We start from the raw sequence: 26,921 nt of genomic DNA, 5'->3' as shown, positions 1-26,921 counted from the left end.
CACCGAGAACCGTTTCTCCGGCTGACGGGCGGGTAAACGCTTCTCGGCGCCGCCACCGTGGCAGGGCGCCGGGAGGTGGAGCTCATGTCTCGACGCAGCACGACCACGGCAGCACTCGCCCTGGCGGGGGTCCTGACCCTCACCGCGTGCGCGGGGGTCGGGTCGAAGGATTCGGGCGGCGGCGACGACGGCAGTTCGGGAGGCTCGTCGGGAGGTGCCATGAGCGGTATGCCGTCGGGTCGCCTGTCGATCATGGGTTTCGGCGGCGAGGACGAGGTGGGCCAGTCGCGCATCGCCGCCTTCAAGGCGGCATACCCCAAGGTGGAGGTGGCCCAGAACAAGGGCGAGTTCGACGCGCAGCAGTTCCTCACCGCGCTCTCGAGCGGCAACCCACCCGACCTGGTCTACATGGACCGCCAGCTCATCGGTACCTACGCAGCCAAAGGCGTGGTGCAACCGCTGACCGACTGCGTCAAGGGCCAGTCGATCGACATGGGGCAGTACCGCCCGGCCGCGGTGCAGTCAGTGACGTTCAAGGACACCGTCTACGGGATCCCTGAGTTCTACATCGTCGCGGTCAACCTGGTCGACGCCAAGTCGCTCAAGGCGGCCGGCATCGACCCCGCGCAGATCCAGACCAAGGACTGGAACGCGTTGGAGCAGACCGCAAAGAAGCTCTACGAGCAGTCCGGCAGCAAGATCAAGCGCGTCGGCTACGACCCGAAGCTGCCCGACTCGTTCCCCCTCTGGGCGCAGATCAACGGAGCCACCCTGGTCAAGGACGACGGCTCCCCGAACCTCAACGACCCCAAGGCGGTCGAAGCCCTCGACTACGCGGTGAAGCTCGTCAAGGACCAGGGCGGCTGGACCAACTTCAAGGCGTTCCGCGACTCCTTCGACATCTTCGGTGACACCAACCCGCTCACCAAGGGCACGATCACGGCCTTCCCCATGGAGAACTGGTACGTCAACGTGCTGCGCGACTCCATCCCCGCAGGGCTCCAGCTCGCGGCCACGCCCGTCACCAACCGAGAGGGCGCCCAGGTCAGCACCCTCGGCGGCTCGACCTGGGCCATCCCCAAGGGTGCCAAGAATCCCAAGGCAGCCTGTGCGTGGATGAAGACGATGACGTCGACGGACACGTGGATGAAGGCAGCCGAGGCTCGGATGGCCAAGGTCAAGCAGGACAAGAGCTTCTTCACCGGCCTGTTCACCGCCAACAAGGCGGCCGACGACCAGATCCGCGACAAGTACCTCACCACTGCTCCCAACCCCGGCTTCGACCAGGCCATCAAGACGTTCTACGGCACGCTCGACAAGGCGACGGCCCTCAACCCCTCCCCGGCCGGCGCCGAGATCGACGCGGCGTGGAAGAGCGCCGTCGCGCGTGCGCTGGGTGGTCAGCCAGCACAACAGGCACTCGACCGCGCCCAGGAGGAGGCCAAGACCGCGTTCGACAAGGCCAACCGTGGGTGAGCTGCTGGCGCCGCGCGAGTCGCTCGGCGAAGCGCATGGTCGCTCGCGCGCCTCGTTACCGCTCCCGGGCAGGCTGGCTGCGCGCGGTGGTCGTCGAGGGCAGTCCAACCAGGCGCGGGAGACGCGCGCGGCGTGGATGTTCATTGCGCCGTGGGTGGTCGGGTTCCTCGTCTTCACGGCCGGCCCGATGCTGGCCAGCCTCGTCCTGTCGTTCACGGACTACTCCCTGGTGGGGCAGACACGCGGCGTCGGCGCCGACAACTACCGCCAGCTGCTCGAGGACCCCCGCGTCGCGCAGTCCCTCCTCAACACCTTCGTGTATGCCGCGTTGTTCGTCCCCGTCGGGACGTGCGTCGCGCTCGGGCTGGCGATGCTGCTGGCGCGCGTGGGCCGCGCGAGTGGCTTCTTCCGGACAGCGTTCTACCTGCCCGAGATGACGCCGGCAGTCGCGGCCGCAGCCCTGTTCCTGTTGCTGCTCAACGGGCAGACGGGCCTGGTCAACACCGTGCTCGGCTGGTTCGGCATCGACGGCCCCAACTGGACCACCGACCCCAACTGGCTCAAGCCGTCCCTGGCGATGGTGAGCCTGTGGTCAATGGGCGGCACGATCGTCATCTACCTGGCCGCGATCAAGAACGTGCCGCGGCAGCTCTACGAGGCGGCGCAGCTCGACGGGGCGGGGCCGGTGCGGCGGTTCTTCCACGTCACGTTGCCGATGATCTCGGGCGCGGTGTTCTTCACCGTCATCACGAACACCATTGCGGCGCTTCAGATGTTCGACCAGGCGTACACGATGTTCTATGGGCCGCAGCAGAAGGCGACGGCCTCCGACGAGTCCCTCGTCTTCATGGTCTACCTGTTCCAGAACGCGTTCCAGTACTTCAAGATGGGCTACGCGTCGGCGATGGCGTGGCTGCTGTTCGTCATCATCCTGCTCATCACGCTCGTGCAGCTGCGTGTCGGCAACCGGTTCGTCCACTACGAAGGGGACCAGCGGTGAGCGGGCCCGGTCTGGCACCGAGCCCGCGACTCGCGCCCCGGCTGGCTCACGCGGCATACCTCGTCGTGCTCCTCGCGGCGACGGCCGCGTTCGTCTATCCGTTGCTGTGGTTGGTGAGCGCGTCCCTCAAGCCGAAGTCGGAGGTCTTCGACAACCGGCTGATCCCCCGGCACGTGCAGTGGTCGAACTTCGTCGAGGTGTGGCAGGCCGGACCGGTGCTGCGCTGGCTCCTCAACTCGGTCACGGTCGGCATCATGGCGGCGACGGCCGTGACCATCTCGAGTGCGCTCGTGGCGTTCGGGTTCGCCTACTTCCGGTTCCGGTTCCGCGGGCTGCTGTTCGGGCTGGTGCTGTCCACGATGATGCTGCCGGGCGCGGTGACGATGATCCCGGTCTACCTGATCTGGAACCGCATCGGCCTCGTCGACACCCAGGTGCCGCTCTGGGGCCAGAACCTCTTCGGGACGGCGTTCTACATCTTCCTGCTGCGCCAGTTCTTCTTGGGCGTGCCACGCGAGCTGTTCGAGGCAGCGCGGGTCGATGGGTGCGGCTACTTCGGGCTGTTCCGGCGGATCGCGCTGCCGCTGTGCCGCCCCGCGCTGGTCATCGTCTTCGTCTTCGAGCTCAAGGCGAGCTGGTCGGACCTCATGAAGCCGTTGATCTACCTGCAGACGCCGGAGTACTTCACCATGCCCCGCGGGCTCAAGCAGATCATCGACTCCTATGCCCTGAGCGGGGAGTACCACTGGGAGATCGCGATGGCGGCCACGTTGATCGCGACGCTGCCCATGATCATCGCGTTCGCCTTCGCGCAACGGCACATCCTCGACGGGATCGCCACGTCGGCGAGGCAGGGCTGAGGACAAAGTTCGCTGCACGGGTTGCGAGGTCCGATTCGTCGTGTTTGTCTGAGGGAACCACGTGGTGACAGGTCCAAAAGCGGGGCCCGATCCTCTTCCGAGAAGGACGACGACATGGAGCCCCGCACGACTTTTGCTGACCCCTCTGCCCTCACCTCGACCGACCGAGTCGAGCAGTTGCTCGACGAGCTGGGCCGGTGCAAGCGATCCGCAGCGCGGCGCGCGCTCGAGCAGGAGCTCGTGACGCTCACCCTCGACATGGCCGACAGCGCGGCGCGCCGGTACCGCGGTCGCGGCATCGACCAGGACGACCTCACCCAGGTGGCCCGGTTGGCCCTGGTCAAGGCGATTCGCGGCTACAACAGCGACAAGGGGAACGCGTTCGCGGCATACGCCGTCCCCACCGTGCTGGGTGAGCTCAAGCGACACTTCCGCGACCACGGCTGGGCCGTGCGACCGCCGCGACGGCTGCAGGAGGCGCGTGCCGCCATCGCGACCACGCACGAGCGGCTGCGGCATGAGCTGATGCGCGAGCCCACCGAGGCCGAGATCGCCGCCGCTGTCGGTGCGACGCCGTCCCTGCTGGACTCTGCTCGAACCGCGACCCGGGTCTACCGCACGACCTCGCTGGAGTCCGGTGGCGCCGACGGCCTGCCGCTGCAGGTGCCGGACGAGCGCGACGAGATGGAGGCGGTCGTGACCCGCCACGCGCTGCACTCCGCCCTGCTGCAGCTGACCGACCGCGAGCAGCGGATCCTGCACCTGCGGTTCGTGGAGGAGCGGACCCAGGCCGAGATCGGGGCCGAGATCGGGGTGAGCCAGATGCAGGTCTCGCGACTGCTGACCGGCATCCTCGAGCGACTGCGCCACACCCTCGTCGACACCGAGGAGGCGGCCTGAGATCCCATGGCGGACAAGGCAGTCAGCGATGCTTGGTGGCGCAACACGGTCTGGTACGCACTCGACGTCAAGACCTACAGCGACTCCGACGGTGACGGCTGGGGCGACTTCACCGGGCTGACCCGGCGGATGTCGTACCTGCGCGAGCTGGGCATCGGCTGCCTGTGGCTCACGCCGTTCCACCCGTCGCCGATGAGGGACGACGGGTACGACGTGGCCGACTACTACGGGGTCGATCCCAGGCTCGGCACGGCCGGCGACCTGGTGGAGATGGTGCGCACGGCGCACGACCACGGCATACGCGTCGTCATGGACCTCGTCGTCAACCACACGAGCGACGAGCACCCGTGGTTCCGCGAAGCCCGGTCCGACGCGCGCAGCCCGCGGCGCGGCTACTACGTCTGGTCGCGCGAGCAGCCACCCCCGAGCGACCGACCGGAGCCGATCTTCCCGGGAGAGCAGAAGGAGACGTGGACCTTCGACGAGGAGGCCGGGGAGTGGTACTTCCACCGGTACCACGACTTCCAGCCCGACCTCGCGTTCGGGACCCCGCAGGTGCACGACGAGATCCACAAGGTCATCGGGTTCTGGCTCGAGCTGGGGCTCGACGGTTTCCGCGTCGACTCCCTGCCGTTCCTCATCGACAAGCCCGGCCGCGGTGACGACGGCCGGCGACGCCACCGCGACCTGCGCACGGTCCGCGACTTCCTCAGCCGGCGCCGCGGCGACGCGGTGCTGCTCGGCGAGGCCAACCTGCCGCCGGACGAGCAGCGGGCGTTCTTCGGCGACCCCAACTGTCCACACGACGAGTCGGAGGTGCAGCTGCTGTTCGACTTCGCGGTGCAGGGCGCCGTGTGGCTGGGGCTGGCGCAGGGGAGTGCGGCACCCCTTGAGCGGGCCATCCGGGCACGCCCCGACGTGCCGGACTCCTGCTCGTATGCCGTGTTCGCCCGTACCCACGACGAGCTCACCCTCGAACAGGTGCTCACCGCCGACGAGGTCGAGCAGGTGCGGGCGGTGTTCGCGCCCGACGGGGTGGGGTGGATCTACGGGCGCGGGCTGCGACGTCGCCTCGCATCGCTGCTGCGCCACGACGACGACCGCATCCGACTGGTGCACTCACTCGTCCACGCGATCCCCGGGGTTCCCGTGCTGCAGTACGGCGACGAGGTCGGGCTGGCCGACGACCTGGAGCTGCCGGGCCGGCTCGCGACTCGGGTGCCGATGCGGTGGACGGAGGAGGATGACGGGGGCTTCTCCGACGCGTCGCCGCACCGCTGGGCGAGGCGTGCCGGGAATGTCCGGGAGGGCGCGTCGGTCGCCGCCCAGCGGCACGTGGCCGGTTCGTTGCTGGAGGCCACCCGTCAGCTGGTCCACGTCCGACGCGAGTGCGCGGAGATCGGGTTCGGCGCCACAGAGGTGCTGCCGACGGCCGAGGACTCGGTGCTCGGCCTGCGTTCGACCTGGCTCGGGCAGCGAGTCGTGACGTTCCACAACGTGTCCGAGCGGAGGGTTCCCGACGCCTCGGCGGGGGTCGACCTGGACTCCGAGACCGTCGTCGACCTGCTCAGCCCCGGGGGCGAGGCCAAGGCAAGTCCGAGCCGGATCCCGTTGGAACCGTGGGGATATCGGTGGTTGCGGCTCGACGCCTCCGACGCGACGGACGTTGCCGGGGTGGGCGTGTGAGCCCCCGCAAGGTGGTCGTCGTGACCGGTGCCAGCGCAGGCGTCGGCAGGGCGACCGCGGTCGAGTTCGCCCGGACGGGTGCAGCGGTGGCGCTGTTGGCACGGGGAGTCGAGGGACTGGACGGCGCGGCCGGCGAGGTCCGGGACGCCGGTGGCACGGCGCTGCCGATCAGCGTCGACGTCGCCGATGCGGACGCCGTCGAGGCGGCCGCGCAGCGCGTGGAACGCGAGCTCGGACCGGTGGACGTGTGGGTCAACGTGGCCTTCGCGTCGGTATTCGCGCCGTTCACCCAGGTCACGCCGGAGGAGTTCCGCCGGGCGACCGAGGTCACCTACCTCGGGTTCGTCTGGGGCACCCGAGAAGCGTTGCGGCACATGGTCCCTCGCGATCGCGGGGTCATCGTTCAGGTCGGTTCGGCCCTGGCCTACCGCGGGATCCCACTGCAGAGCGTCTACTGCGGCGCCAAGCACGCCATCCAGGGCTTCACCGAGTCAGTGCGGTGCGAGCTCCTGCACGACCGCTCCCACGTGCGCATCACGATGGTGCAGATGCCGGCCCTGAACACTCCCCAGTTCGACTGGGTGCTCAACCGCCTCCCGCGGCGCCCGCAGCCGGTGCCGCCGATCTTCCAGCCCGAGGTGGCAGCCCGTGCGATCCGGCGCAGCGCCGAGCACCCGCGTCGGCGCGAGCGGTGGGTCGGGGCGCCAACCGTCGGCACCCTCGTCGCGAACGCCGTGGCACCCGGGCTGCTCGACCGCTACCTCGCCCACTCGGCATACGACTCCCAGCAGCGGCCGACCGGCACGGGAGGCGACCTCGCGCCCCCGAACCTGTGGCAGGCACGCGACGGAGCGCTGGGTCACGACCACGGCACCCACGGGTCGTTCGACGACGTGGCGAAGGGCGAGAGCGGGCAGCAACGGCTCGCGTGGGGCGTGCAGGGTGTCCTCTCGGGCGTGCGGCGTGGGCTTGAATGGGCCCATGGCAGGCGACGACACGGCTGAGCGCGGCGACTACCCCTACTGGTCGGACGTGCCAACTCGCTGGAACGACAACGACATCTACGGGCACGTCAACAACACGGTCCACTACGCGGCGATGGACACCGTCATCAACCGGTGGATGATCCAGGAGGGCATCCTCGACCTCGGCGGTGGCGACACGATCGGTCTGTGCGTCGAGTCCGGGTGCCGTTACCTGGCGTCGATGGAGTATCCCGACGTCATGGCCGTGGGCCTGCGGATCGCCAAGCTGGGCACGAGCAGCGTCGTCTGGGAGGCCGCCATCGTGCGCGCGAGTGACGGCACGACGGTGGCGCAGGGGCGGTTCGTGCACGTCTTCGTCGACCGGGAGTCGCGGCGGCCGGCGCCGCTGACCGACACGGCACGGGCTGCCTTCTCGGCCCTGCTCCGTGGCGCGGGCGAGGGGGCGTCGTGAGCGTCGTCGCGAAGGCTGCGGTCCTCACGACGATCGGGGCGCAGTCACCGTATGCCGCGTCCTCGCCGCTGTCTGTGGAGGAGCTCGAGCTGCGCGACCCGGGGCCGGGCGAGGTGTTGGTTCGCGTTGGTGCCGCAGGGATCTGCCACTCCGACCTGTCGGTCGTCGACGGTGTGCGGCCACGGCCCGTGCCGATGGTGCTGGGGCACGAGGCGGCTGGCGTGGTCGAGGCCGTGGGTCCCGGTGTCACCCACGTGGGGCCGGGCGAGCACGTCGTGTTCTCCTTCGTGCCCGCGTGCGGCGACTGCGTGCCGTGCCTGTCGGGCCGGCCCGCCCTGTGCGAACGAGGTGCCGCGTCCAATACCGCCGGAACGCTGTTGTCCGGCGAGCGGCCGTTCACACGGCTGGACGGCACCGCCGTCAACCACCACCTTGGCGTCTCGGCGTTCTCCGAGCGCACCGTGGCGGCCGCCGCCTCGGTCGTGCCGGTCGAGGAAGACCTGCCGTGGGAGCACGCTGCGTTGTTCGGGTGCGCGCTGCTCACCGGGGTGGGAGCCGTTCTCAACACCGCCCGGGTCGAACCGGGCAGTACGGCGGTGGTCGTCGGTCTTGGCGGTGTCGGCCTCGCCGCCGTCATGGGCGCCCGGCTGGCGGGGTGCCGTCGTGTGGTCGCCGTCGACCTCGACCCGGCCAAGTTCGACCTCGCCGTAGCGGTCGGCGCGACCGATGTCGTGCAGTCCGGCGACGACGCCGTGGCGCAGGTGCGCGAGCGGACGGGTGGGGGAGCCGACTACGCGTTCGAGGCGGCCGGCCACCCGAGCGCCCTCGCGCTGGCCTATGCGGCGACGGGTCGGGGTGGCACGACCGTCGGGATCGGCCTGCCACACCCCGACCAGTCGTTCGCGCTCCCGGCGCTGAGCCTCGTCGCCGAGGAGCGCCGCCTGATCGGGTCGTACATGGGGTCGGCGGTGCCGCGACGCGACATCCCGCGCTACGTCGGCCTGTTTCGCGACGGGCGTATGCCGGTCGACCGGCTGGCAGGGGCGACCTACCCCCTGGAGCGGGTCAACGACGCGATGGATGCCCTTGCCAGTGGGGCCGTCGCGCGCCAGCTGCTCGTGATGGACTGAGGGCACAGCGGCATCGGGGACCACGTCGTTTCGCCGCACTGGGGCGGGGTAGTAGCCGGTTGACACTGTCGACCTGAGGGATGGCGATGACCCCGCAGAAGAAGCTGCTCGGTGAGGAGCTCGAGGCGCAACACCAGCGGATCGAGACGATGGCCCAGATGGTGCGGGACGCCAGCGGTGAGGAACGGGAGCAGGCGTTCCTCGCGCTGCGCCGCTACCTCGCCGCTCACGAAGCGGTCGAGCAGTCGGTCATGCACCCCACCTTCCGTGCGCTGGGGCGTGACGACGGTGCCGCCGACGCCCGTGTCGGTGAGGAGGACGCCGCTGCCGAGGCGGTCGCCGCGCTGGAGGAGCTCGACGTCGACGGCGACGAGTTCACCCGGGACTTCGAGGCCTTCGCGCAGGACGTGCACGACCACGCCGAGCGCGAGGAACACGACGAGCTGCCGAGCTTTGCCAGCCGCATGTCCGACGAGGACGCCGACGAGATCGTCGCCGCCCTGCGCCAGGTCGAGTCGATCGCGGGTGCGGAGGCGTTGTCAGCCGGTGCCGGGGCCGCCCGTTTCGCCGACATGCTCGAGGCCGCGCGTGCCGAGTTCGACCAGCGCTGGGACGCGGTCAGCCACTGACGTCAGCCGCTGAGGATGACCAGGCGTTGGGTGGCGCGCGTCATCGCAACGTAGCGGTCGACGGCGCCCTCGATTCCCTCGCCCCAGGTCTCGGGCGAGACCAGCACGACGAGGTCGAACTCGAGCCCCTTGGCCAGTTCCGGGCTGAGCGACTGGACCCGCTCCCGCGGTTGGAACGTCGGGTCGCCGATGACGCACGCCACCCCTTCGCCGTCGTGGTGTTCCTCGAGCCAGGCGTCGACGACCCGCTGGAGCTCGGCCACGGGGGCGTGGATGACAGGTATGCCGTTCTCGCGGATCGACGTGGGCACGTTGGCGTCGGGGATGGCGGCCCGGATGACGGGTTCGGCCTCGGCCATGACCTCGGCGGGGGTGCGGTAGTTGATCGACAGCGACGACTCCCGCACCCGGTCGAGGCCAACCCGGCCGAGCCGCTCCTGCCACGACTCGGTGAAGCCGTGTCGGGCCTGCGCGCGGTCACCGACGATGGTGAAGCTGCGAGAAGGGTTGCGCAGCAACAACATCTGCCATTGGGCATCGGTCAGCTCCTGGGCCTCGTCGACGACGATGTGCGCGAACGGCCCGGCCAGCCGGTCGACGTCGGTCGCCGGCGCGGCCGACTCGTCGTCGAGAGCGTTCTGGAGGTCGGCGCCGCGGAGCATCTTCATGAGCTGCATCTCGCTGTCGTCGCCGGCGATCGCGTCGTCGACCACGGCTGAGCGGTACTCGCGCTCGGCGGCGAGGCGCTCCTCGCGACGGCGTGCCCTCCTGGACGAGTCGGGGTCACCGAGGCGGTGGCGGGCCGCGTCGAGGAAGGGCAGGTCGGCGTCGGTCCACGCCTGCGCCTCCCGTCGTTGCATCAGGCGCACCTCGGCGACCTCGAGCCACGGTGCGCACAACCGCAGGTAGGCAGGCACAGACCACAGGTCGGCGACGAGGTCGGTGGGCTCGATGAGCGGCCACGCCTCGTTGAGGACGACCTGCAGCTCCGCGTTGCGCTGCAACGACTTTCGCACCCGGTCCGCCGACACGTCCTCATCGTCGCCGACCTCCTCGGACAACCGCTCGACGACGATGGCGACGACCTCCTCGAGGATCTCGTCGCGTGCCTCGTTGTGCGGCATACCGGGCGCAGGTGCCGCGAAGGCGGCCTCCCAGTCCGCACGGCCGAGCCGCACCTCACCATCGGAGGTGGCCACGTCGAGGGCGACGGTCGGCGGCTGTTCGTAGAACCGCACGGCCGCGTCGATGATGTCGACCACGCGGGCGTTCGCCTTGAGCGCCGCGACGGCGGCGTCCTCCTCCGGCACGGCCGCGGCGCCCTCAGGCACCAGGTCGCGGACCGTGCACGTCTGCACGCCTTCCTCGCCAAGGCTGGGCAGCACGTCGGAGACGTAGTTGAGGTACGGCTGGTGGGGGCCGACGAACAGCACGCCGCCGCGACGGTGCCCCAGCCGGGGGTCGGCATAGAGCAGGTATGCCGTGCGGTGCAGCGCCACGACGGTCTTGCCGGTTCCGGGCCCACCGTCGACCACCAGCGGGCCGCGCGAGCTGGCGCGGATGATGGCGTCCTGGTCGGTGGCGATGGTGCCGAGCACGTCGCGCATCCGCGGCGACCGGCTGGCGCCGAGGCTGGCGATGAAGGACGACTCGTCGTCGAGGGCGGCGTTGCCCTCCAGGCCCTCTGCGGTGAAGGCCTCGTCCCAGTAGTCGACGACCCGCCCCAGTCGCCAGCGGTAGCGCCGTCGACTGGCCAGGCCCATCGGGTCGGCGTGCGTGGCGGCGAAGAACGGCTCTGCGGCGGGTGATCGCCAGTCGACCAGCAGGGGCTCGCCGTCGGTGTCGCTGAGGCCGAGCCGTCCGACGTAGACCGGCAGGGCGCCGTCGTCGGGGACCATGCGACCGAGGCACAGGTCGAGGCCGAACCGTCGCAGGGTGCGCAGCCGCGCGGTGACGCGGTGGACGTCCAGGTCGCGGTCGAGCGCCTCCTGGCCGGCCCGGACCGGCGCCCTGCGCTGGTCGTCGAGGTGGGTGGTCAGCTGGGTGATGGTTGCTTTCAGGGAGCGGGTGATACGGGCGAACTGCTCCTCGTCGCCGGCGATGAGGGCCGGGTCGGACTTGGCCGTGAGGGAGTCGGGAAGGTCGAACGCGCTGGTGGTGGTCTCGGGTTCGCGAGGTCCGCGCAAGGGGTGACATCCGTTTCGTCGCAGGGGGTTTGGCGTAGAGCGAAACGCTCCGGCCCGAGATTCTGCGGTACCACCGGGGCCTTGCCGCAAGCCCCCACCCGCGCTATACCTTGGTAGTGGAGGGGGTCGCCGACACCTCGGTGAGGAAGTCGAGCAACACCTCGTGGAACCGGTCCGGCTGGTCGAAGGTGATCGCGTGGCCGCTGTCCTCGATCACGACCGCCCGTCCCTGTGGGTTCTGCGCCACGGCTGCGTCGGCGTGCTCACAGGACCAGATCTGGCTGTCGCGCGCCGCCATCATGAGCAGCGGCCGGGGGAAGCGGCGCACCACGTCGCGCCAATCCGCCAGCGCATGGTCTTGAAGCAGGGCAAGGGTTTCCGGCGCGGTGGCGTCTCGGAATGCCGGTGGTGCGCCGAGCCGCTGCACGATCCGCGCCATGCCCGGCATGATCGGGTCAACGGTCCGACCGCGACCCGTCTGCGGCACGCCGTCGGCGAAGTAGGTCCCTGCGTTGTCCGCGTCGTACCCGTAGAAGCCGTACGGCCACTCGTCGGTGTTGAGCATCTTCGGGGTCTGGTCCACCACGACTGCGGCGCGCACCCGCCCCGGTCCGAACTGGTCGACGTAGGCCCAGATCGTGTTGCCGCCCATGGAGGCCCCGACGAGGACCACGTCGTCGAGCCCGAGGTGCTCGAGCAGCTCACCAAGGTCGCGGCCGTGCCGCGCCATGCGCTGCCCGTGCATGGTCGTCTCGGACTCTCCGTGTGAGCGCCGGTCGAACGTGATGGCCCGGTAGCCCGCCGCGAGCAGCTCGTCGACGGTGAGGACCCATGCGGTCGCCGGGGCCGTGTACCCGTGGACGAGGACAACCGGCGTGCCCTGGCCCTCGTCGGTGTAGCTGAGCGTCACGTCGTCCGTGGTCCGGAAGGTCGGCATGGCTTCCTCTCGTCGCGCCTTCGTTGTCGCGTCGACGCTAGCCGCGCCGGGCCTCGGCGCCGACGGAGGAACCCTCCGGTTCGCCCCTGAGTGGGTGGAGGTCCTGCCCGTATGCCGCCGTGTCTCGGTGGCGCGTACGTCACGTCCGTGTGGCGGTCATCAGCCGGTGCAGGCGCAGGGCCACCTGGAGGTCGAGGGCGCGGTCGGGATCCTTCCACGACGGCCCGAGCACCTCGGTGACCCGGTCGAGCCGCTGGTAGAGCGTGTTGGCGTGGATGTGCAGCACCTCGCAGGTACGGGCGTGGTGGCGGGCGTGGGCGAGGTAGGCCTCCAAGGTCGGGACCAGGTCGCGACCCCGGCTGCGGTCGTGCTCGAGCAGCGGCCCGACGGTGGCGCGGACGAACGCGGCCAGCTCGGAGCGGCCAGCCGTGCCGAAGACCGACCCGTAGATGCCTATCTCCTCGGTGCCCACGCAGTCGCCATCCCGGTCGAGGGCGAGCAGGACCGTCGTGGCCTGGGTCGCGCCCTTGTGGGCCGCGCGGATTCCGGCGACCCCGCCCGATGCGCCCGCGACCCCGGTCGTCGTCACCCCGGCGCCCCCGACAGTCAACCGGCGCGCCAGGACGACCAGGTCGGCGGACTCGATGTGTGGCGCGAACACCACGTAGCGGCCGTCGTGCTCTCCCGACCAGCCGCTCACCTCGCCCGCCATCCGGGTGGCCAGTGTTGCCGCGTTCCCCGGGTCGCCGCGTCCGGGGTCGACGACGGCGACCGCGGAGACGGCGTGCGGGTCGATGCCGAGCGCGCGGGCCCGTCGGGTCAGGCTGGCGTCGTCGGCCCGCGACCCGAGGAGGGCGTGCACGAACTCACCGCGCGATCGCAGCTCAGCCTCGGTCACCGCTCGCTCCGAGGCGATGACGACCGCCACGGATGAGGCAGCAATCTGGAGCAGCCGCAGCAGCTCACCGTCGTCGGTGGGCCCGGCGGAGCAGACCAGGTCTGCGACGTGGCCGGTCGGGAGGGTCACGGGCACCGCGATTGGCTCGCCGCCGGCGGGTACGGCACCTGGCTGGTCGCCCTGGTCAGCGAGGCCGCCGGCGAGCACCGCACCGGCGGAGTCCCTGACCTCGACGGCCCGGCCGGTGGCGCCCCCGAGGATGCTCGTCACGGCACCCAGACCGGTGCCCTCGATGACGACTCGGCCAAGGGCGTCGCGCAGGTCGGCTGCGCGCTGGCGCTGGTCGAGCACGTGCCGCAGCGCGGCGTTGGACTCGCGCAGCTCCACGGCGGCGGTCCGCTCGCGCTCGAACAGGTCCGCCGTGCGCAGGGCGAGGGCCGCGTGCGCCGCCAGTCCCGCCAGCAGCTCGGTCTCGTGGTCGGTGAACCGGCGGTTGCGGCGCTCGGCGGCGAGCAGGACCCCGAGAGTGTCGTCTCCGACCACCAGCGGAACCCCGAGGATGCCGCCGAGCTGCTCGCTGGCGGCCGCGGAGGCGATGACGTCGCGGCGCGGGAACCGGGTGTCGTCGAGGTAGCTCTCGCTCCACCATGGCCGGCCGGTGCGGAGGACCTCGCCGCCGAGCCCCTCGCCGGGCGCCAGCTCGATGCCCCGTAGCACCGACCCCATGGACCCGTCGACCACGTCGATCCGGAGCCGGTCCTCGTGCAGCAGCATGATGTAGGCGACGTCGACGGCCAGCAGCCGCCGGGCCTGCCGGGCAACCTCGTCGAGCACCTCACGGGTGTCGTGGAGCGCGGCCAGCCGGCGGGCGAGGTCGTTGAGGACGGCCAGCTCGTCGGCGCGGCGCCGCAGCTCCTCCCACGAGTCCGGACGCGCGCCGTCCCTCCCTGTTTCGACGCTCATCCCGCCATTGTCACCCCGCTGGGGGCCTCGATCACGCGATGACCTTGCCCGGGTTGAGGATCCCGTGCGGGTCGAGGGCGCGGCGGACCGCGCGGTGCAGGTCTGCGACGGCTGGCGAGATCTCCGCCGCGAGCCCGTCGCGCTTGAGCAGCCCGACCCCGTGCTCGCCGGTGACCGTACCCCCGCAGTCGAGGGCCGCGGTGATGATCTCGGCGAAGGCTGCTTGCGCGCGACTGCGCGCCGCCTCGTCACCGGGCGGGGTGACCAGCAGGGGGTGGAGGTTGCCGTCCGCCGCGTGGGCGATGTTGGCGACGAGGACGTCGTGCTCCGCGCCGATGGCTTGGATGCGGGCGAGCATGTGCGGTACCTGGGTCACGGGGACGCACACGTCCTCGGTGAGCACGGGCCCGAGCCGCTCCAGCGCAGGGTAGGCCAGGCGGCGGGCCGCGAACATCGCGTCGGACTCGGCCTCGTCGTCGGACCGCGCGGCATACGAGGCCCCGGCCTGCTCGAAGCAGCCCTGGACCCGCGCCGCCTCCTGGACCCCGGCGTCACCCGGCGCGTCGACGCGGGCGAGCAGGATCGCCTCGCAGTCAGCCTCGATGCCGAGCTGTTTCCACTCGTTGACCGCGTCGAGGCAGTAGCGGTCCAGCAGCTCCAGGGCGGAGGGGACGACGCCCGAGCGGGCGACGGCGGCGACCGCCTCCCCGGCAGCGACGAGCGAGCCGAAGAACCCGACGACCGTGTGCTCCGGCGCCCGCGCCGGACGAAGCCGCACGGTCACCTCGGTGACCACCCCCAAGGTGCCCTCCGACCCGGTGAGCAGCCCGGCGAGGTCGTAGCCTGCGACGCCCTTGGCGGTGGGGGTGCCGAGCCGCACGACGTCGCCGGATCCGGTGACGACCTCGAGAGCGAGCACGTAGTCACCGGTCACGCCGTACTTCACGCAGCAGACACCGCCGGCGTTGGTGGCCACGTTGCCGCCGATGGTCGACCAGGGTGAGCTGGCGGGGTCCGGTGGGTACCAGAGGCCCTGCTCGGCCACCGCGGCGCGCAGGTGGTCGTTCACCACCCCGGGCTGGACGACCGCCAGCCGCTCGACGGGGTCGATCCGCACGATCGTGGTCATGCGTTCGAGGCTGACGACGACGCAGCCCTCGATCGCGTTCGCGCCGCCCGACAGGCCGGTGCCGGCACCGCGCGGCACGAGCGGCACGTCGTGCTCGATGCACCAGCGCACGACGGTCGCCACCTGGTCAGCGGTCGCGGGGCGCACGACGGCCAGGGGCCGACCGCTGGGTGCCCACTCGGCCTCGTCGTGGCGGTAACGCTCGATCGACTCGGCGGCGGTCAGCACCACCCCGTCGGGCAAGGCCGCGATCAGCGAGTCGGCGGCCGTCCTGACCGACACGGCCTGGGTCATCGCACGCTCTTCACCGGACGGATCGCCAGGGCGCCGAGCATCACGAAGACGATTCCGGAGACGAACAGGACGGGGTAGCCGCCGGTCAGCGTGACGAGCCCGGCCGCGATGGAGGGGCTCAGGGCCTGCGGGACGGTGGTGGCCAGGCCGAGGATGGCCAGGTCGCGCCCGGCGCTGCTGGCGCCGCGCAGCCGGGCGGGCAGCACCTCGGTCATGAGGGCGAGGTCGATGGAGATGTAGACGCCGAACCCGAGGCCCAGGAGGAACGCGTAGGCCAGCACGCCGGTCGTGGTGGGCACGAAGAGCGGGATCGCGAGGGCGACCGACATGAGCACCGACGACCACACAATGAACGGCTTGCGGCGACCGACCCGGTCGGAGAGCCAGCCGCTGCCGACGGCCGAGATCAGGACGCCGACGAGCAGGACCATGCCCATCGTGGCTGCGAAGGTGTTGGACTCGGCGTCCCCCAGTCCGATGTAGTCGCGCAGGATGTACAGGCCGTAGGTCTGGGCACCGTAGAAGCCGATCACCATGAGGAACCGCGACCCGAACGCCCACGCGAAGTCCGGGTGCTGGCGCGGGTCCACCCAGAAGCCGCGAAGGAACGACCGCGGCGTGAGCGTCTCGCGCTGGAGGCCGGTGCTGGGGCTGTCGCGGTTGAGCAGCACGAACCCCAGGGTCACCACGATCACGAGAACACCCAGGACGGTGTAGGGCAGAATGCCCCGGTCCGCGGTGGTGCCGGCCACGAGTGCCCCCACGGCGTTCCCGATGGTGATGCCGACCCCGATCATCGAGGAGACCGCGCCACGCCGGTTCGCGGGGTAGCGGTCTGGCACGAGTGCGGTGGCCGCCGCCTGCAGGGCGTTGACACCGACCTGGACGACGAGCCAGATCAGCGCGACGGTGACGATCGAGCTGGCCAGGGGCAGGCCGATGAGCACCCCGCCGGCGAGTAGAGCGCCACCCACCATCCAGGGCGTGCGTCGTCCGAAGCGGGACCGTGTGGCGTCCGACAGCGCGCCGGCGAGCGGCTGGGCGATGATGGTGGCGGCGAACGCGACCGTGGTCACGAAGGCCAGGTTGCCGACCTTGTGAGCCTGGTCGAGGGCTGCCACGAGGTTGGGCAGCAGGATCCCGTTGCCGCCGGAGTTGATCGCGAGGATGGCCACGTACACGAGCAGCAGGCCGACCGACATCCGTCGCAGGCCGCGGGTCGGGGTGGCCGGCTCGGCCTGGGTCGGCGACGGAGTTGGCAGGGGGGTGGGGATCTCGGACAGGGCCATCGCGAACACTCCTGGGCTTGGTGGCGGCGGCGCTGCCGCCCGGTGCTGCGACGGTAGGCCGCGCTCACCCCGGCCGGGATGGACGTTCTCTCCGCACTCTCTGGCCGTGGGTGGAGGTCAGGTCCACGCGGGTCGGGCGCTGGTGTGCGTCCGGCGAAAGCTGCGCGGGCTGACGCCATACCGCGTGACGAACGCCTGGCGCAGCGTCTCGGCCGAGCTGAACCCGCACCTGGCTGCCACCTGCGACAGCGTGAGGTCCGTGGTCGTCAACAGGCTCGCGGCCACCTCGAGCCGGACCCGCCGGATCGCTGCCGCCGGTGACTCACCCAGGTGGTCGTGGAACAGGCGGGTCAGCTGGCGCACGCTCACCCCGACCTGCGCGGCCACCGTCGTCGTGCGCAGGTCTCCACCGGGGTCGGCCACCGCGTGGTCCATCACCTGGCGAAGCACGACGTGGTCGGGCCGGCGCGCGCGGGTGAACATGCTCATCTGGGCCTGGTTGCCGGGCCGCTGGAGGTAGGTCACCAGGCCCATCGACACCCGCCGCGCCAGCTCGGCGCCGTGGTCCTCTTCCACGAATGCCAGCGTGAGGTCGAGCGACGACGTGACACCGCCCGCCGTGGCGATCTTCCCGTCGCGCACGAAGATCGGCGCCGCGTCGACGTCGACGGCGGGGAAGCGCTGGGCCAGGTCCGCGGCATACCACCAGTGGGTCGTCGCCCGGCGACCGTCGAGCAGGCCGGTGGCCGCGAGCACCGTGGCCCCCGTGCAGACCGAGCCCACTCGTCTCGCCCCCTCGCCAAGCCGGCGGAGGTGACGCAGCAGGGCCTTGTCCTCAGCCGCCCGCACGTGGCCCAGGCCGCCGCTGACGACGAGCGTGTCGGCGTGCTGCACGGCACTGAGCCGGGCGTGGGCGCGCAGCCGCACGCCCGAGTCGCAGCGCACGTCACCGCCCGCGACGCTCGCCACGATGACGCGGTATGCCGGGTGGGCGTCCAGGCGGGTCGCGAGGTCAAGCGTGGAGGTCACCGACGCGATGTCGAGCAGCTCCGAGCCGTCATAGGCGACGACCACGACGTCGTGGGTCTGCATGGAGTCGAGACTAGGGGCGTGAGGGCGAGGCCGGAAGGACGAGATCCCCAGCATTTCGGCCACGACCCCAGCCGAACCATTGCCCTCCGGCGCGCGCCCGGCCGACCCTCGCCTGCATGACCAACCACCACGGGATTCGCACCTTCGTCCTCCACGTCTTCGAGATGCTGTTGGTGATGGCGATCGGCATGGGCGTCTTCAGCGCCCTCGCAGCGTTCCTCTTCTCGGTCGCCGGCAGCAGCCTCATGGGGCAGCCGGGCTGGCTGCGGGTCGCCCTCATGGGCGTGAACATGACCGTGCCGATGGTGCTGTGGATGCTGCTGCGCGGTCACACCGCAGCCCAGAACGCCGAGATGGCGGCGTCGATGGTGGTCCCCAGCGCCGTTGCCGCTCTCTTCGTCGCAGCCGGAACCTTCAGCACCGCAACTGGTTTCGTCGTCCAGCACGTCGTCATGGTGCCAGCCATGATCGGCGTGATGCTGCTGCGGTACGACGAGTACTCCCACCACGAGACCCACCACGGAGCCGTTCTGGGAGGCTAGGTGCATGCCCACGCAGACGCCGCTCGAGCTGTTCGCCACCGACGACCTCATCGACGAGGACGACCGCGCCATCCGCGACACGGTCAGGCGGTGGGTCGACGACCGGGTGCGCCCGGAGATCGCGGGCTGGTTCGAGGCGGGCAGCATCCCGGCGCGCGAGCTGGCCAAGGAGCTCGGCTCGCTGGGGGTGCTCGGCATGCACCTGCACGGGTATGGCACCGCCGGCACGAGCGCGACGGCATACGGCCTCGTCTGCATGGAGCTCGAGGCGGGCGACTCCGGCATCCGCTCACTCGTGTCGGTGCAGGGCTCCCTGGCGATGTACGCGATCTACGCCCACGGTTCACAGGAGCAGAAGGAGCAGTGGCTGCCGGCCATGGCCGCCGGTGAGGCGATCGGGTGCTTCGGCCTCACCGAGCCGGACTTCGGCTCGAACCCGGCCGGCATGCGCACCCGGGCGCGCCGCGACGGCGACGACTGGGTGCTGAACGGCACCAAGATGTGGATCACCAACGGGTCGGTGGCCGATGTGGCCGTCGTGTGGGCGCAGACCGACGACGGCATCCGCGGGTTCGTCGTTCCCACGGACAGCAAAGGCTTTTCGGCCCCCGAGATCAAACGCAAGCTGTCGCTGCGGGCATCGGTGACGGCCGAGCTCGTCCTCGACGACGTGCGCCTGCCGGCCGACGCGGTGCTGCCGGGCGCCCAAGGCCTGTCGGGGCCGTTGTCGTGCCTCACCGAAGCCCGCTTCGGCATCGTCTTCGGATCCGTGGGCGCGGCCCGCGACAGCCTCGAGACGGCGATCGCGTATGCCGGGTCGCGCGAGATCTTCGACCGCCCGTTGGGTGGGTTCCAGGCGACGCAGCTCAAGCTGGCCGACATGACGGTCGAGCTCGGCAAGGCGATGCTGCTGGCCCTGCACCTCGGGCGACGCAAGGATGCCGGCACCATCACGGCCCAGCAGGTCAGCCTCGGCAAGCTCAACAACGTGCGTGAGGCCATCGCGATCGCCCGCGAGTGCCGCACCATCCTCGGTGCAGCGGGCATCACCGGGGAGTACCCCGTGATGCGGCACGCCAACAACCTCGAGTCGGTGCTCACCTACGAGGGCACGACCGAGGTGCACCAGCTCGTCATCGGCAAGGCGTTGACCGGGCTCGACGCCTTCCGCTGAGCGGTCCCGCCGCGGGAAACAGGTTCAGGGCCGGTCGATCTCGGCGAAGACGGGGCGGCCGAGGGTCGGCTGCGACAGCAGGCGCGCGAAGTCGGTCGTGTTGCGGGAGATCGAGATGAGCAGCTTGCCATCCTCGAGCTCGATCGACGGGTGCGCCAGGGGCGCGTACTGGAGAGCGCCCTCTCCGTCCTCGAAGGCTGCCCGGACACCCCGCGTCGCGGTCCACGGTCCCGTGGGCGACGTCGAGGTCCAGGCGTAGACGGTGTCACCGAGGTCGCCGTCGCGCTTGCTGACGATGACGAACCGGCCATTGACCGCATCGACGGACAGGGTCTGCGAGACCCCGCCGCGCGCGGGCAGGATCTCGCGAGCCTGCGCGTAGTCGGGGACCCAGGCACGGCCGTCCCAGAACCGCCAGGTGTTCCGGTCACGCGCCTGGGCCTCGGGAGCTCGTGCCACATAGAGGGCTCGCCCGTACGACGTCCGGGTCGGCAGACGGGTGCCGTAGAGGTAGATCCAGCCGTCCTGCACGGTCATGGCCGAGCCCCAATTGACCTGGGCGCCGTCCGTCGAGTCGGGCGTGAGGTCGAGCTGGTAGGCAAGCTCCGGAGCCCTGGTGCCGCCGCCAGCCGGGAGCGCGAAAACCGTTGCGGTGCTTCCCAGGTAGGTGAAGTCGAAGGGCCCGCCGGTTCCCCGACGGATGCGTCCCGACACCACGAGCAGCCCCGTCTGGTTGCCGTCCTTGACGACGCCCACCGACATCGGCCAGTGGACGACGCCGTCGGCACGGTCGGGGATGACCGGACCGTGGTCACGGGTCTCGACCTGCGACGCGCAGAGGCCGGAGCTCACGAGCATGGAGTTGGCCACCACCCGCGGGAAGACCCGTGAGGACCGCACCGTGTCGCCGAACACCCACACGATCCGCTGGTCGGGCAGCCGCGCGCTGGCGCCGATGTCGCCGGCCTGCCACAGCGGCAGGTCCAGCCCGGCCACGACCCGGTTGAGCTCGGCCACGGTCACCGGTGGCGGTGCGGTTCCGGCGGGTGCCGGGCAGGTGGGCGTCAGGCGCGGGTATGCCGTCGTCGGGCTCGCCGTCGGGGCGCCGTCACCACCCGAGCACGCGGCCAGTGCCGCGACGAGCACGAGCGATGCCGCGACACCGGCGAGGCGTGGCCCGGCGCGCAGCATGCGCCCATCGTAGGGTCCGTGGGGTCAGGGCAAGGCGTCAGCCGTCGAAGGACACCTTCAGGGTCATGGGGACGGACTTGAGGGCCTGGCTGACAGGGCAGTTCTCCTTGGCCTCGTTGGCAGCCGCCTCGAACTGCTCGGCCGTGATGCCGGGCACGGAACCCTTGGTGGACAAGGCGATTCCCGTGATGCCGGTGCCGGGCTGGAACGTCACCTCAGCCGTGGTGTCGATCGACGTCGGGGGAGTGCCGGCCTGCGCGAGCCCGTGCGAGAGCGCCATCGAGAAGCAGGTCGAGTGCGCCGCGGCGATGAGCTCCTCCGGGCTGGTCTTCCCGTTCGGCTCCTCGGCCCGCGACGGCCACGACACGGCATACGTGCCGATCCCGGACGACGCGAGGGTGACCTCGCCGCTGCCCTCCATGAGGGAGCCTTCCCAGTGGGCGTTGGCGGTGCGGGTGGTGGCCATGTGGGGCTCCTTGGGTGGGTGGCTGGGGCGCAAACCACTTTCACCGGTATGCCGCCGCGTGGCAACCGGGCAGCCGACGGGCCCGCCGGGATCACCCGACGGGCCCGCCTTCCCCACCACAGGGATTCCGAGTCGAGTGCCTGAGAACTACCCAGGGGTCGGGCTCAGGCACTCGACCTCGGTCTAGGCGCCGCGCAGCAGCTCCTCGAAACCGGCCGGGACGGTGAAGTCGTCGGTGCGGTTCCGGGTGCCGGCTCGGCCGGCCACGAGGTCGGCGAGCTCGGAGGCGGCGACGGTGATGCGCCGGTCCAGCCCGGAGCTCGCGCCGGAGTCACCGGTGCCGCCGATGGCGCCCCAGTCCTCCGAAGCCGCGAACACTGCGGTCGGAACGGTGACTGCCTTGAGGTAGGCGAACAGGGGACGCATGGCGTGCTCGAGGACGAGCGAGTGCCGAGCGGTGCCGGCCGTCGCGCCCATCAGCACCGGGGTGCCACGCAGCGCGCCCTCGTCGAGCACGTCGATGAACGACTTGAACAGGCCGCTGTAGGACGCCTGGTAGATCGGTGTCACGGCGATGACCGCGTCCGCCGAGGCGACGGAGTCGAGCGCCTCACGCAGCGCACCCGTGGCGAACCCGGTCAGCACCGCGCCGGCCAGGGCCTGCGCGTGGTCGCGCAGGTCGATGACCTCGACCGTGCTGTCGACGCCCCGCTCGAGGGCGGCATCCCGGGTGGCCCCGGCCAGCCGGTCGGCCAGGAGCCTGGTCGACGACGGCTGGCCGGTGCCAGCCTGGATGACGACGATGCGACGAACGTCGTTGCTGCCGTTGGTCATCGCACTGCCTCCTTGGTGTCCTTCTCCGCCGTGAGTCCGGTGACGTCGTCGACGCCGTGGACGGTGAGGTCACGGGCGCCGCCGGCCGCCGCCACACGCGAGGCGTGGGTCGGGGCGTCGGGCACGTGCTCGGGCTTGCGCGCCGCGGCGATCTTGCGAAGCTCCGGCACGACCTGGGTGCCGAGGATCTCGAGCTGCTCGAGGACCGTCTTCTGCGGCAGGCCCGCGTGGTCGATGAGGAAGAGCTGGCGCTGGTAGTCGCCCACGTCGTCCGCCATCGCGGCATACCGCTCGATCACCTGCTGGGGCGAGCCCACGGTGAGCGGGGTCTCCCGGCTGAAGTCCTCCAGCGACGGGCCGTGGCCGTAGACGGGTGCGTTGTCGAAGTAGGGGCGGAACTCACGCACCGCGTCCTGGCTGTTCGCCCGCATGAACACCTGACCACCGAGGCCGACGATGGCCTGGTCGGCCCGGCCGTGGCCGTAGTGCTCGAAGCGACGCCGGTAGAGCTGCACCATCTGCTTGGTGTGGCTCATCGGCCAGAAGATGTTGTTGTGGAAGAAGCCGTCGCCGTAGTAGGCCGCCTGCTCGGCGATCTCGGGGCTGCGGATCGACCCGTGCCACACGAACGGCGCGACACCGTCGAGCGGGCGCGGCGTCGAGGTGAACGACTGGAGCGGGCTGCGGAACTTGCCCGACCAGGTGACGTTGTCCTCGGTCCACAGGCGGCGCAGCAGCGCGTAGTTCTCGATCGCCAGCGGGATGCCCTCGCGGATGTCCTTGCCGAACCACGGGTAGACCGGGCCGGTGTTGCCGCGACCGAGCATGAGGTCGACCCTGCCGTCGGCGAGGTGCTGCACGTAGGCGTAGTCCTCGGCGAGGCGCACCGGGTCGTTCGTGGTGATGAGGGTCGTCGCGGTCGACAGGATGATGTTCTTGGTCTGGGCGGCGATGTTGCCGAGCAGCACCGGCGGGTTGGCCGGCGCGGCGAACGGCGGGTTGTGGTGCTCACCGACGGCGACCACGTCGAGGCCGAGCTGGTCGGCGTGGATGGCGAGCTCGACCATGTTCTTGATCCGCTCGTTCTCGCTGGGGGTCCTGCCGGTGGTGGGGTCCTGGGTGACGTCCCCGACGGTGAAGATTCCGAACTGCATGGTGCTCGCGCTCCTCGCGTTCCCTGGTGGTGGTCCGCTCCGACCTCCCTAGGTCGTTGCGATTTCAACTACCTTAACCGGGGTGGGGCGTGGACTATTCCGCGGGCTTCGCGGCGAGCCCGGTGCAGGGCCGGGCGTCGTTCCAGAGGCCGAGCAGGCGTGCGCTGTCGGCCGCACCGGGCACGCGGGGTATGCCGTCCGTGCCGATGAGCATGGGCGTCCACCGAGCTTTCGTGACGACACCGGCTGCCGGTCGCTGAGCGGCCTTCGCGGCCTTCACATCGACCGACAGGGTGAGGACGCCGGAGCGGGAGTCGGGCTCCTTGCTGCGCCACCAGACGAAGTTGCCGAGGCCATAGTCGACGTAGGCGCGCCCAAGCCAGCCGGCGCCGTTGACCCGGTGGGAGTGCCCGCCGACGATGATGTCCGCGCCGGCCGCCTCGAGTGCCTGCGCGGTCTGGGTCGACAGGGCGTCGGGACACTTCTGGTAGTCGGTGCCCCAGTGCAGGAACACGACGACGAGGTCGTACTTCGCGGCCGCTGCGCGCACCGCCGCGGCGATCCGGGTCGATGGCGTGCTCGACGCGACCCCGCCCTTGCCGGGGCCGGCCGCGTAGCGCGCCAACGTCATCTCCCAGACCTGGTCGGCCCCGAACACCGCGACCTCGAGGCCTTTGGCCTCGAGCACCGCCGGCGCGAACGCCTCGTCCTCGTCGGCGCCGATCCCGACGATCGGGATCGGGCTGGTCTTCTTGGCCGCGAGGGTGTCCTGCAGCCCCACGGGCCCGTAGTCGACGCCATGGTTGTTGGCCATGCTCACCGCGTCGATGCCGGCACCCTTGACCGTCTCGAGTGCTGACGCTGGCGCACGGAAGTGGAACTCCTTGCCGATCTTCGTGCCCCGCTGCGTGATCGCCGTCTCAAGGTTGGCCATGGACAGGTCAGCGGCGCCCAGGGTCGACCTCAGCTCGGCCAGCCCTTCCGGGTCGCGGGCCAGCGGCGCGAGGTAGTCCTCGAAGTGGATGTCGCCCGCGAACGCCATCGTCAGCGTGCCGGGGTCGCTTGGCGGCGCAGTCGTCGTGGCCGCGGTCGTGGTCGCCGGTGCGGTCGGGGACGGGGCGGCTGCCTGGGTGGTTGGCCGCGAGGTGGCGCTCGGCGGCGCACTGCCAACGCTGTCGCCGCCCGAGCAGCCCGCGAGGAGGACCAGCGCCGCGAGGACGACGGGACCCGTGTGGCGCATGCGCGGAGTCTATGTCGGCCTAGGATCGCGGCCGTGGAGGCGTCAGTCCGTGGGCACGCGCGGTTCGGGTCACTGCTCGCCACCGACCCGGTCGAGGTGCGCCACGACCTCGCCGACCTGCCCGGTGGCTTCTGGGCCGTCGTCGTCACCTTCGAGGGCGCCGTCACCGCCGTGCGCTTCCGGACGGTCGACCGGTATGCCGCGGAGGCGGCGCCGGGCGCTCCCTCACCGAAGTGGTCGCCGCTGGAAGGGGAGTGGGGCACGAGCCTGGACCACGCGGCATACCTCGACGGCGTCCGGGAGGTCCGGCGGCGCATCGCCGCCGGCACCGTGTATCAGGTGAACCTCTGCCGGGTCCTGAGCCACGAGCTGACCGACGATGCGGACCTCGACGGCCTCGCCGCCCTCCTGGGGGCCGGCAACCCGGCGCCCCACGCCGGCCGGATCCACGTGCCCGAAGCCGGGCTCGACGTGGTGTCGGCGAGTCCGGAGGCGTACCTGCTGCGCGCCGGCAACCGCCTCGAGTCGCGGCCCATCAAGGGGACGGCGAGCAGCCCGGAGACGATGCTGCCCAAGGACTATGCGGAGAACGTCATGATCGTCGACCTCGTCCGCAACGACCTGTCGCACGTGTGCCGCGAGGGGACGGTGCGGGTCGACCGGCTGTGCGGGATCGAGCGGCATCCCGGGCTGGTGCACCTCGTGTCGGATGTGGTCGGGGAGCTGCGTCCCGGCGTCGACTGGCCGGAGATCATGGCGGCGACGTTTCCTCCAGGGTCGGTCTCTGGTGCGCCGAAACACACTGCGCTACAAGCGATCTCGGACCTCGAACCCGTGCCGCGAGGACCCTACTGCGGCGCGATCGGCTGGATCGACGCCGACGACGGGCGCGCGGAACTCGCCGTGGGCATCCGCACGTTCTGGGCAGAGAAGGACGCGAGCGGCCGCCGGTGGCTGCGCTTCGGCACGGGCGCCGGCATCACCTGGGGGTCGGACCCCGAGCAGGAATGGGGGGAGACTCAGGTGAAATCCGGACGTCTCGTCGGACTGGCATCTGGAAGGGTGGAGACATGAGCGACAACGAGCCGAGAGTGTGGGTCAACGGTCGGCTGACCGGGGTGGACGAGCCGTCGATCGCGGCGCTCGACCACGGCGTTACCGTGGGTGACGGCGCGTTCGAGACGGCCAAGATCGACCGGGGGCAGGTGTTCGCCGCCACGCGCCACGCGCGCCGGCTCGACCGGACGCTGTCCGGGCTCGGGCTGCCGGCGGCCGACCACGACTACATCGCCGAGGGCGCCAAGGCGGTCCTCGAGGCCGGTCCGCAGATCGAGTTCGGGCGGTTGCGCTACTCCGTGACCGGTGGGGCCGGGCCGCTGGGGTCGGACCGCGACGACAGCCCGCTGACCTACATCGTCACCGCCGCCGCCCAGCCGCGACCGCCGCAGAGCGCGTCGGTCGCCGTGGTGCCGTGGGTGCGCAACGAACGGTCCGCGGTGGCCGGGCTCAAGACGACGTCGTATGCCGAGAACGTCGTCGCGCTGGCCTACGCCAAGGAGCGCGGGGCGATCGAGGCGGTCTTCGCCAACACCCGCGGCGAGCTGTGCGAGTGCACCGGGTCCAACATCTTCGTCGTCTCCGGCGGGGTGCTGCTGACGCCGCCACTGGAGTCGGGGTGCCTCGCCGGCATCACCCGCGAGGTCGTCGTCGAGTGGTGCCGCGAGGACGGCATGGACGTGCGCGAGCAGACCCTGCCGGTCGAGGTGCTGCGTGAGGCCGACGAGGTGTTCATCACGAGCTCGACCAAGGACGTGCTGGGCATCCATGCGGTGGACGACCGGGCGCTCGAGGTGGGGCCGGTGACGAAGCGGGCCGCCGAGGTTTTCGCGCGGTTCTCGGCGGAGCGGATGGATCCGTGACCCAGGCGGACAAGGCCAATACGGAGGCCAAGGACCGCTCCCAGGACGACGACTGGGCGTGGCGGCGCAAGATCCGCGAGCACCCCACGATGTACCCGGTGTACCGCGTCGCCGTCATCGTCCTGGGTTTCGTCGTCACGATCGGTGGGCTGGCGCTGGTGCCGCTGCCAGGACCCGGCTGGCTCATCGTGTTCGCGGGCATCGCGATCCTCGCCTCGGAGTTCGAACCGGCCGAGCGCCTGCTCCACTGGGGCAAGGCGAGGCTCAAGGACTGGACCGACTGGCTCGAGCCCAAGCCGCTGTGGGTCAAGGGCCTCGTCGGCCTGGCCACGCTGGCCCTCGTGCTCGCGGTCTTCTGGGCGCTCTTCGCCGTGAGCGGTGTGCCCACGTGGTTCCCCGACTTCGCCGAGGACCGTCTCGTGCAACTGCCGGGCCTCGCCCGCTGACCCGGATTTCGTGTCCGGGCGCGGGTCCGGCTATTCTTCGGCAGGCCCG

General features: G+C 70.9%; 25 protein-coding genes. 14 read left to right on the top strand and 11 right to left on the bottom strand.

Annotated features, from left to right (window positions below; all coding sequences use genetic code 11):
- Nucleotides 1–84 precede the first annotated feature (84 nt).
- The 9 genes from HJG52_RS03695 to HJG52_RS03655 all read left to right on the top strand — a co-directional run bounded on the left by HJG52_RS03695 (nt 85) and on the right by HJG52_RS03655 (nt 9,118).
- Nucleotides 85–1,476: an extracellular solute-binding protein gene (locus HJG52_RS03695; RefSeq protein ID WP_171242174.1), complete on the top strand. Its 1,392-nt coding sequence runs from the start codon at nt 85–87 to the stop codon at nt 1,474–1,476.
- Entirely contained in the window at nt 1,469–2,476 is a 1,008-nt protein-coding gene (locus tag HJG52_RS03690; protein WP_346767551.1) for a carbohydrate ABC transporter permease, read from the top strand. The genes HJG52_RS03695 and HJG52_RS03690 overlap by 8 nt, the downstream gene beginning before the upstream one ends.
- Nucleotides 2,473–3,336 carry a carbohydrate ABC transporter permease gene (locus HJG52_RS03685; RefSeq protein ID WP_346767550.1) on the top strand — a complete coding sequence of 288 codons (864 nt, stop codon included), beginning with the start codon at nt 2,473–2,475 and terminating at the stop codon, nt 3,334–3,336. The genes HJG52_RS03690 and HJG52_RS03685 overlap by 4 nt, the downstream gene beginning before the upstream one ends.
- 114 nt (nt 3,337–3,450) lie before the next feature.
- Nucleotides 3,451–4,236 (top strand): sigma-70 family RNA polymerase sigma factor, encoded by a 786-nt coding sequence (locus HJG52_RS03680; RefSeq protein ID WP_171242173.1) that lies wholly within the window; start codon nt 3,451–3,453, stop codon nt 4,234–4,236.
- A gap of 6 nt (nt 4,237–4,242) precedes the next feature.
- Nucleotides 4,243–5,922: an alpha-amylase family glycosyl hydrolase gene (locus tag HJG52_RS20550; protein WP_171242172.1), complete on the top strand. Its 1,680-nt coding sequence runs from the start codon at nt 4,243–4,245 to the stop codon at nt 5,920–5,922.
- Complete coding sequence (locus tag HJG52_RS03670) at nt 5,919–6,926, top strand: SDR family oxidoreductase (RefSeq protein WP_171242171.1); 1,008 nt, start codon at nt 5,919–5,921, stop codon at nt 6,924–6,926. The genes HJG52_RS20550 and HJG52_RS03670 overlap by 4 nt, the downstream gene beginning before the upstream one ends.
- Nucleotides 6,904–7,359 (top strand): acyl-CoA thioesterase, encoded by a 456-nt coding sequence (locus HJG52_RS03665; RefSeq protein ID WP_171242170.1) that lies wholly within the window; start codon nt 6,904–6,906, stop codon nt 7,357–7,359. The genes HJG52_RS03670 and HJG52_RS03665 overlap by 23 nt, the downstream gene beginning before the upstream one ends.
- Nucleotides 7,356–8,489, top strand: a complete 1,134-nt coding sequence (locus HJG52_RS03660; RefSeq protein ID WP_171242169.1) for a zinc-binding dehydrogenase — start codon at nt 7,356–7,358, stop codon at nt 8,487–8,489. The genes HJG52_RS03665 and HJG52_RS03660 overlap by 4 nt, the downstream gene beginning before the upstream one ends.
- A gap of 86 nt (nt 8,490–8,575) precedes the next feature.
- The gene (locus HJG52_RS03655) at nt 8,576–9,118 is read left to right on the top strand and encodes a hemerythrin domain-containing protein (protein WP_171242168.1); all 543 of its coding nucleotides are present in this window, start codon (nt 8,576–8,578) and stop codon (nt 9,116–9,118) included.
- 2 nt (nt 9,119–9,120) lie between these two features.
- Here the strand turns inward: HJG52_RS03655 and helR are convergent, their stop codons facing one another.
- The 6 genes from helR to HJG52_RS03625 form a co-directional block, all read right to left on the bottom strand.
- A complete protein-coding gene (helR, locus tag HJG52_RS03650) occupies nt 9,121–11,304 on the bottom strand; it encodes an RNA polymerase recycling motor ATPase HelR (protein ID WP_171242167.1) in 2,184 nt (727 codons plus the stop codon).
- Nucleotides 11,305–11,407: 103 nt separating this feature from the next.
- Nucleotides 11,408–12,241, bottom strand: coding sequence for an alpha/beta fold hydrolase (locus HJG52_RS03645; RefSeq protein WP_171242166.1), 834 nt, complete (start codon nt 12,239–12,241; stop codon nt 11,408–11,410).
- Nucleotides 12,242–12,380: 139 nt separating this feature from the next.
- Nucleotides 12,381–14,102, bottom strand: a complete 1,722-nt coding sequence (locus HJG52_RS03640; RefSeq protein WP_171242165.1) for a helix-turn-helix domain-containing protein — start codon at nt 14,100–14,102, stop codon at nt 12,381–12,383.
- Between the two features lie 31 nt (nt 14,103–14,133).
- On the bottom strand, nt 14,134–15,525 hold the full coding sequence (locus HJG52_RS03635; RefSeq protein WP_171242164.1) for an FAD-binding oxidoreductase: 1,392 nt from the start codon (nt 15,523–15,525) through the stop codon (nt 14,134–14,136).
- Entirely contained in the window at nt 15,522–16,814 is a 1,293-nt protein-coding gene (locus HJG52_RS03630; protein ID WP_171242163.1) for an MFS transporter, read from the bottom strand. The genes HJG52_RS03635 and HJG52_RS03630 overlap by 4 nt, the downstream gene beginning before the upstream one ends.
- A gap of 117 nt (nt 16,815–16,931) precedes the next feature.
- On the bottom strand, nt 16,932–17,906 hold the full coding sequence (locus HJG52_RS03625) for a GlxA family transcriptional regulator (protein WP_171242162.1): 975 nt from the start codon (nt 17,904–17,906) through the stop codon (nt 16,932–16,934).
- Between the two features lie 116 nt (nt 17,907–18,022).
- Here HJG52_RS03625 and HJG52_RS03620 point away from each other — a divergent pair, with 116 nt between their 5' ends.
- Together HJG52_RS03620 and HJG52_RS03615 are read left to right on the top strand one after the other, a co-directional pair.
- Nucleotides 18,023–18,448, top strand: coding sequence for a hypothetical protein (locus HJG52_RS03620; protein WP_171242161.1), 426 nt, complete (start codon nt 18,023–18,025; stop codon nt 18,446–18,448).
- A 4-nt stretch (nt 18,449–18,452) separates the two neighbouring features.
- Entirely contained in the window at nt 18,453–19,622 is a 1,170-nt protein-coding gene (locus tag HJG52_RS03615) for an acyl-CoA dehydrogenase family protein (RefSeq protein ID WP_171242160.1), read from the top strand.
- Between the two features lie 24 nt (nt 19,623–19,646).
- On the opposite strand, the gene HJG52_RS03610 is transcribed toward HJG52_RS03615, so the two are convergent.
- The 5 genes from HJG52_RS03610 to HJG52_RS03590 form a co-directional block, all read right to left on the bottom strand.
- Nucleotides 19,647–20,813, bottom strand: coding sequence for a DUF5005 domain-containing protein (locus tag HJG52_RS03610; protein ID WP_171242159.1), 1,167 nt, complete (start codon nt 20,811–20,813; stop codon nt 19,647–19,649).
- A gap of 37 nt (nt 20,814–20,850) precedes the next feature.
- Nucleotides 20,851–21,279: an OsmC family protein gene (locus HJG52_RS03605; RefSeq protein ID WP_171242158.1), complete on the bottom strand. Its 429-nt coding sequence runs from the start codon at nt 21,277–21,279 to the stop codon at nt 20,851–20,853.
- Nucleotides 21,280–21,462: 183 nt separating this feature from the next.
- Complete coding sequence (locus HJG52_RS03600) at nt 21,463–22,113, bottom strand: FMN reductase (protein WP_171242157.1); 651 nt, start codon at nt 22,111–22,113, stop codon at nt 21,463–21,465.
- The gene (locus HJG52_RS03595) at nt 22,110–23,267 is read right to left on the bottom strand and encodes an LLM class flavin-dependent oxidoreductase (RefSeq protein WP_171242156.1); all 1,158 of its coding nucleotides are present in this window, start codon (nt 23,265–23,267) and stop codon (nt 22,110–22,112) included. Before HJG52_RS03595 ends, HJG52_RS03600 begins: the two co-directional genes overlap by 4 nt.
- A 94-nt stretch (nt 23,268–23,361) precedes the next feature.
- Nucleotides 23,362–24,507 carry a CapA family protein gene (locus HJG52_RS03590; RefSeq protein WP_171242155.1) on the bottom strand — a complete coding sequence of 382 codons (1,146 nt, stop codon included), beginning with the start codon at nt 24,505–24,507 and terminating at the stop codon, nt 23,362–23,364.
- A gap of 33 nt (nt 24,508–24,540) precedes the next feature.
- Here HJG52_RS03590 and HJG52_RS03585 point away from each other — a divergent pair, with 33 nt between their 5' ends.
- The 3 genes from HJG52_RS03585 to HJG52_RS03575 are packed head-to-tail and all read left to right on the top strand — an operon-like array spanning nt 24,541 to nt 26,872.
- Nucleotides 24,541–25,581: a chorismate-binding protein gene (locus HJG52_RS03585; protein WP_171242154.1), complete on the top strand. Its 1,041-nt coding sequence runs from the start codon at nt 24,541–24,543 to the stop codon at nt 25,579–25,581.
- A complete protein-coding gene (locus HJG52_RS03580) occupies nt 25,578–26,426 on the top strand; it encodes an aminotransferase class IV (RefSeq protein WP_171242153.1) in 849 nt (282 codons plus the stop codon). The genes HJG52_RS03585 and HJG52_RS03580 overlap by 4 nt, the downstream gene beginning before the upstream one ends.
- The gene (locus HJG52_RS03575) at nt 26,423–26,872 is read left to right on the top strand and encodes a TIGR02611 family protein (RefSeq protein ID WP_346767549.1); all 450 of its coding nucleotides are present in this window, start codon (nt 26,423–26,425) and stop codon (nt 26,870–26,872) included. Before HJG52_RS03580 ends, HJG52_RS03575 begins: the two co-directional genes overlap by 4 nt.
- Nucleotides 26,873–26,921 lie beyond the last annotated feature (49 nt).

It is taken from the genome of Knoellia koreensis (genome assembly GCF_013041615.1).
GTDB lineage: Bacteria > Actinomycetota > Actinomycetes > Actinomycetales > Dermatophilaceae > Pedococcus > Pedococcus koreensis.
The sequence above is the reverse complement of the archived record's forward strand: the minus strand, read 5'-3'. Positions and strand labels throughout refer to the sequence as shown.

Excerpts from the sequence above, each read along its gene's own strand:
- HJG52_RS03695 (WP_171242174.1), top strand. The coding sequence starts at position 85 with ATGTCTCGACGCAGCACGACCACGGCAGCACTCGCCCTGGCGGGGGTC.
- HJG52_RS03680 (WP_171242173.1), top strand. The coding sequence starts at position 3,451 with ATGGAGCCCCGCACGACTTTTGCTGACCCCTCTGCCCTCACCTCGACC.
- HJG52_RS20550 (WP_171242172.1), top strand. The coding sequence starts at position 4,243 with ATGGCGGACAAGGCAGTCAGCGATGCTTGGTGGCGCAACACGGTCTGG.
- HJG52_RS03665 (WP_171242170.1), top strand. The coding sequence starts at position 6,904 with ATGGCAGGCGACGACACGGCTGAGCGCGGCGACTACCCCTACTGGTCG.
- HJG52_RS03655 (WP_171242168.1), top strand. The coding sequence starts at position 8,576 with ATGACCCCGCAGAAGAAGCTGCTCGGTGAGGAGCTCGAGGCGCAACAC.
- HJG52_RS03645 (WP_171242166.1), bottom strand. The coding sequence starts at position 12,241 with ATGCCGACCTTCCGGACCACGGACGACGTGACGCTCAGCTACACCGAC.
- HJG52_RS03640 (WP_171242165.1), bottom strand. The coding sequence starts at position 14,102 with ATGAGCGTCGAAACAGGGAGGGACGGCGCGCGTCCGGACTCGTGGGAG.
- HJG52_RS03635 (WP_171242164.1), bottom strand. The coding sequence starts at position 15,525 with ATGACCCAGGCCGTGTCGGTCAGGACGGCCGCCGACTCGCTGATCGCG.
- HJG52_RS03630 (WP_171242163.1), bottom strand. The coding sequence starts at position 16,814 with ATGGCCCTGTCCGAGATCCCCACCCCCCTGCCAACTCCGTCGCCGACC.
- HJG52_RS03625 (WP_171242162.1), bottom strand. The coding sequence starts at position 17,906 with ATGCAGACCCACGACGTCGTGGTCGTCGCCTATGACGGCTCGGAGCTG.
- HJG52_RS03620 (WP_171242161.1), top strand. The coding sequence starts at position 18,023 with ATGACCAACCACCACGGGATTCGCACCTTCGTCCTCCACGTCTTCGAG.
- HJG52_RS03615 (WP_171242160.1), top strand. The coding sequence starts at position 18,453 with ATGCCCACGCAGACGCCGCTCGAGCTGTTCGCCACCGACGACCTCATC.
- HJG52_RS03610 (WP_171242159.1), bottom strand. The coding sequence starts at position 20,813 with ATGCTGCGCGCCGGGCCACGCCTCGCCGGTGTCGCGGCATCGCTCGTG.
- HJG52_RS03605 (WP_171242158.1), bottom strand. The coding sequence starts at position 21,279 with ATGGCCACCACCCGCACCGCCAACGCCCACTGGGAAGGCTCCCTCATG.
- HJG52_RS03600 (WP_171242157.1), bottom strand. The coding sequence starts at position 22,113 with ATGACCAACGGCAGCAACGACGTTCGTCGCATCGTCGTCATCCAGGCT.
- HJG52_RS03595 (WP_171242156.1), bottom strand. The coding sequence starts at position 23,267 with ATGCAGTTCGGAATCTTCACCGTCGGGGACGTCACCCAGGACCCCACC.
- HJG52_RS03590 (WP_171242155.1), bottom strand. The coding sequence starts at position 24,507 with ATGCGCCACACGGGTCCCGTCGTCCTCGCGGCGCTGGTCCTCCTCGCG.
- HJG52_RS03580 (WP_171242153.1), top strand. The coding sequence starts at position 25,578 with ATGAGCGACAACGAGCCGAGAGTGTGGGTCAACGGTCGGCTGACCGGG.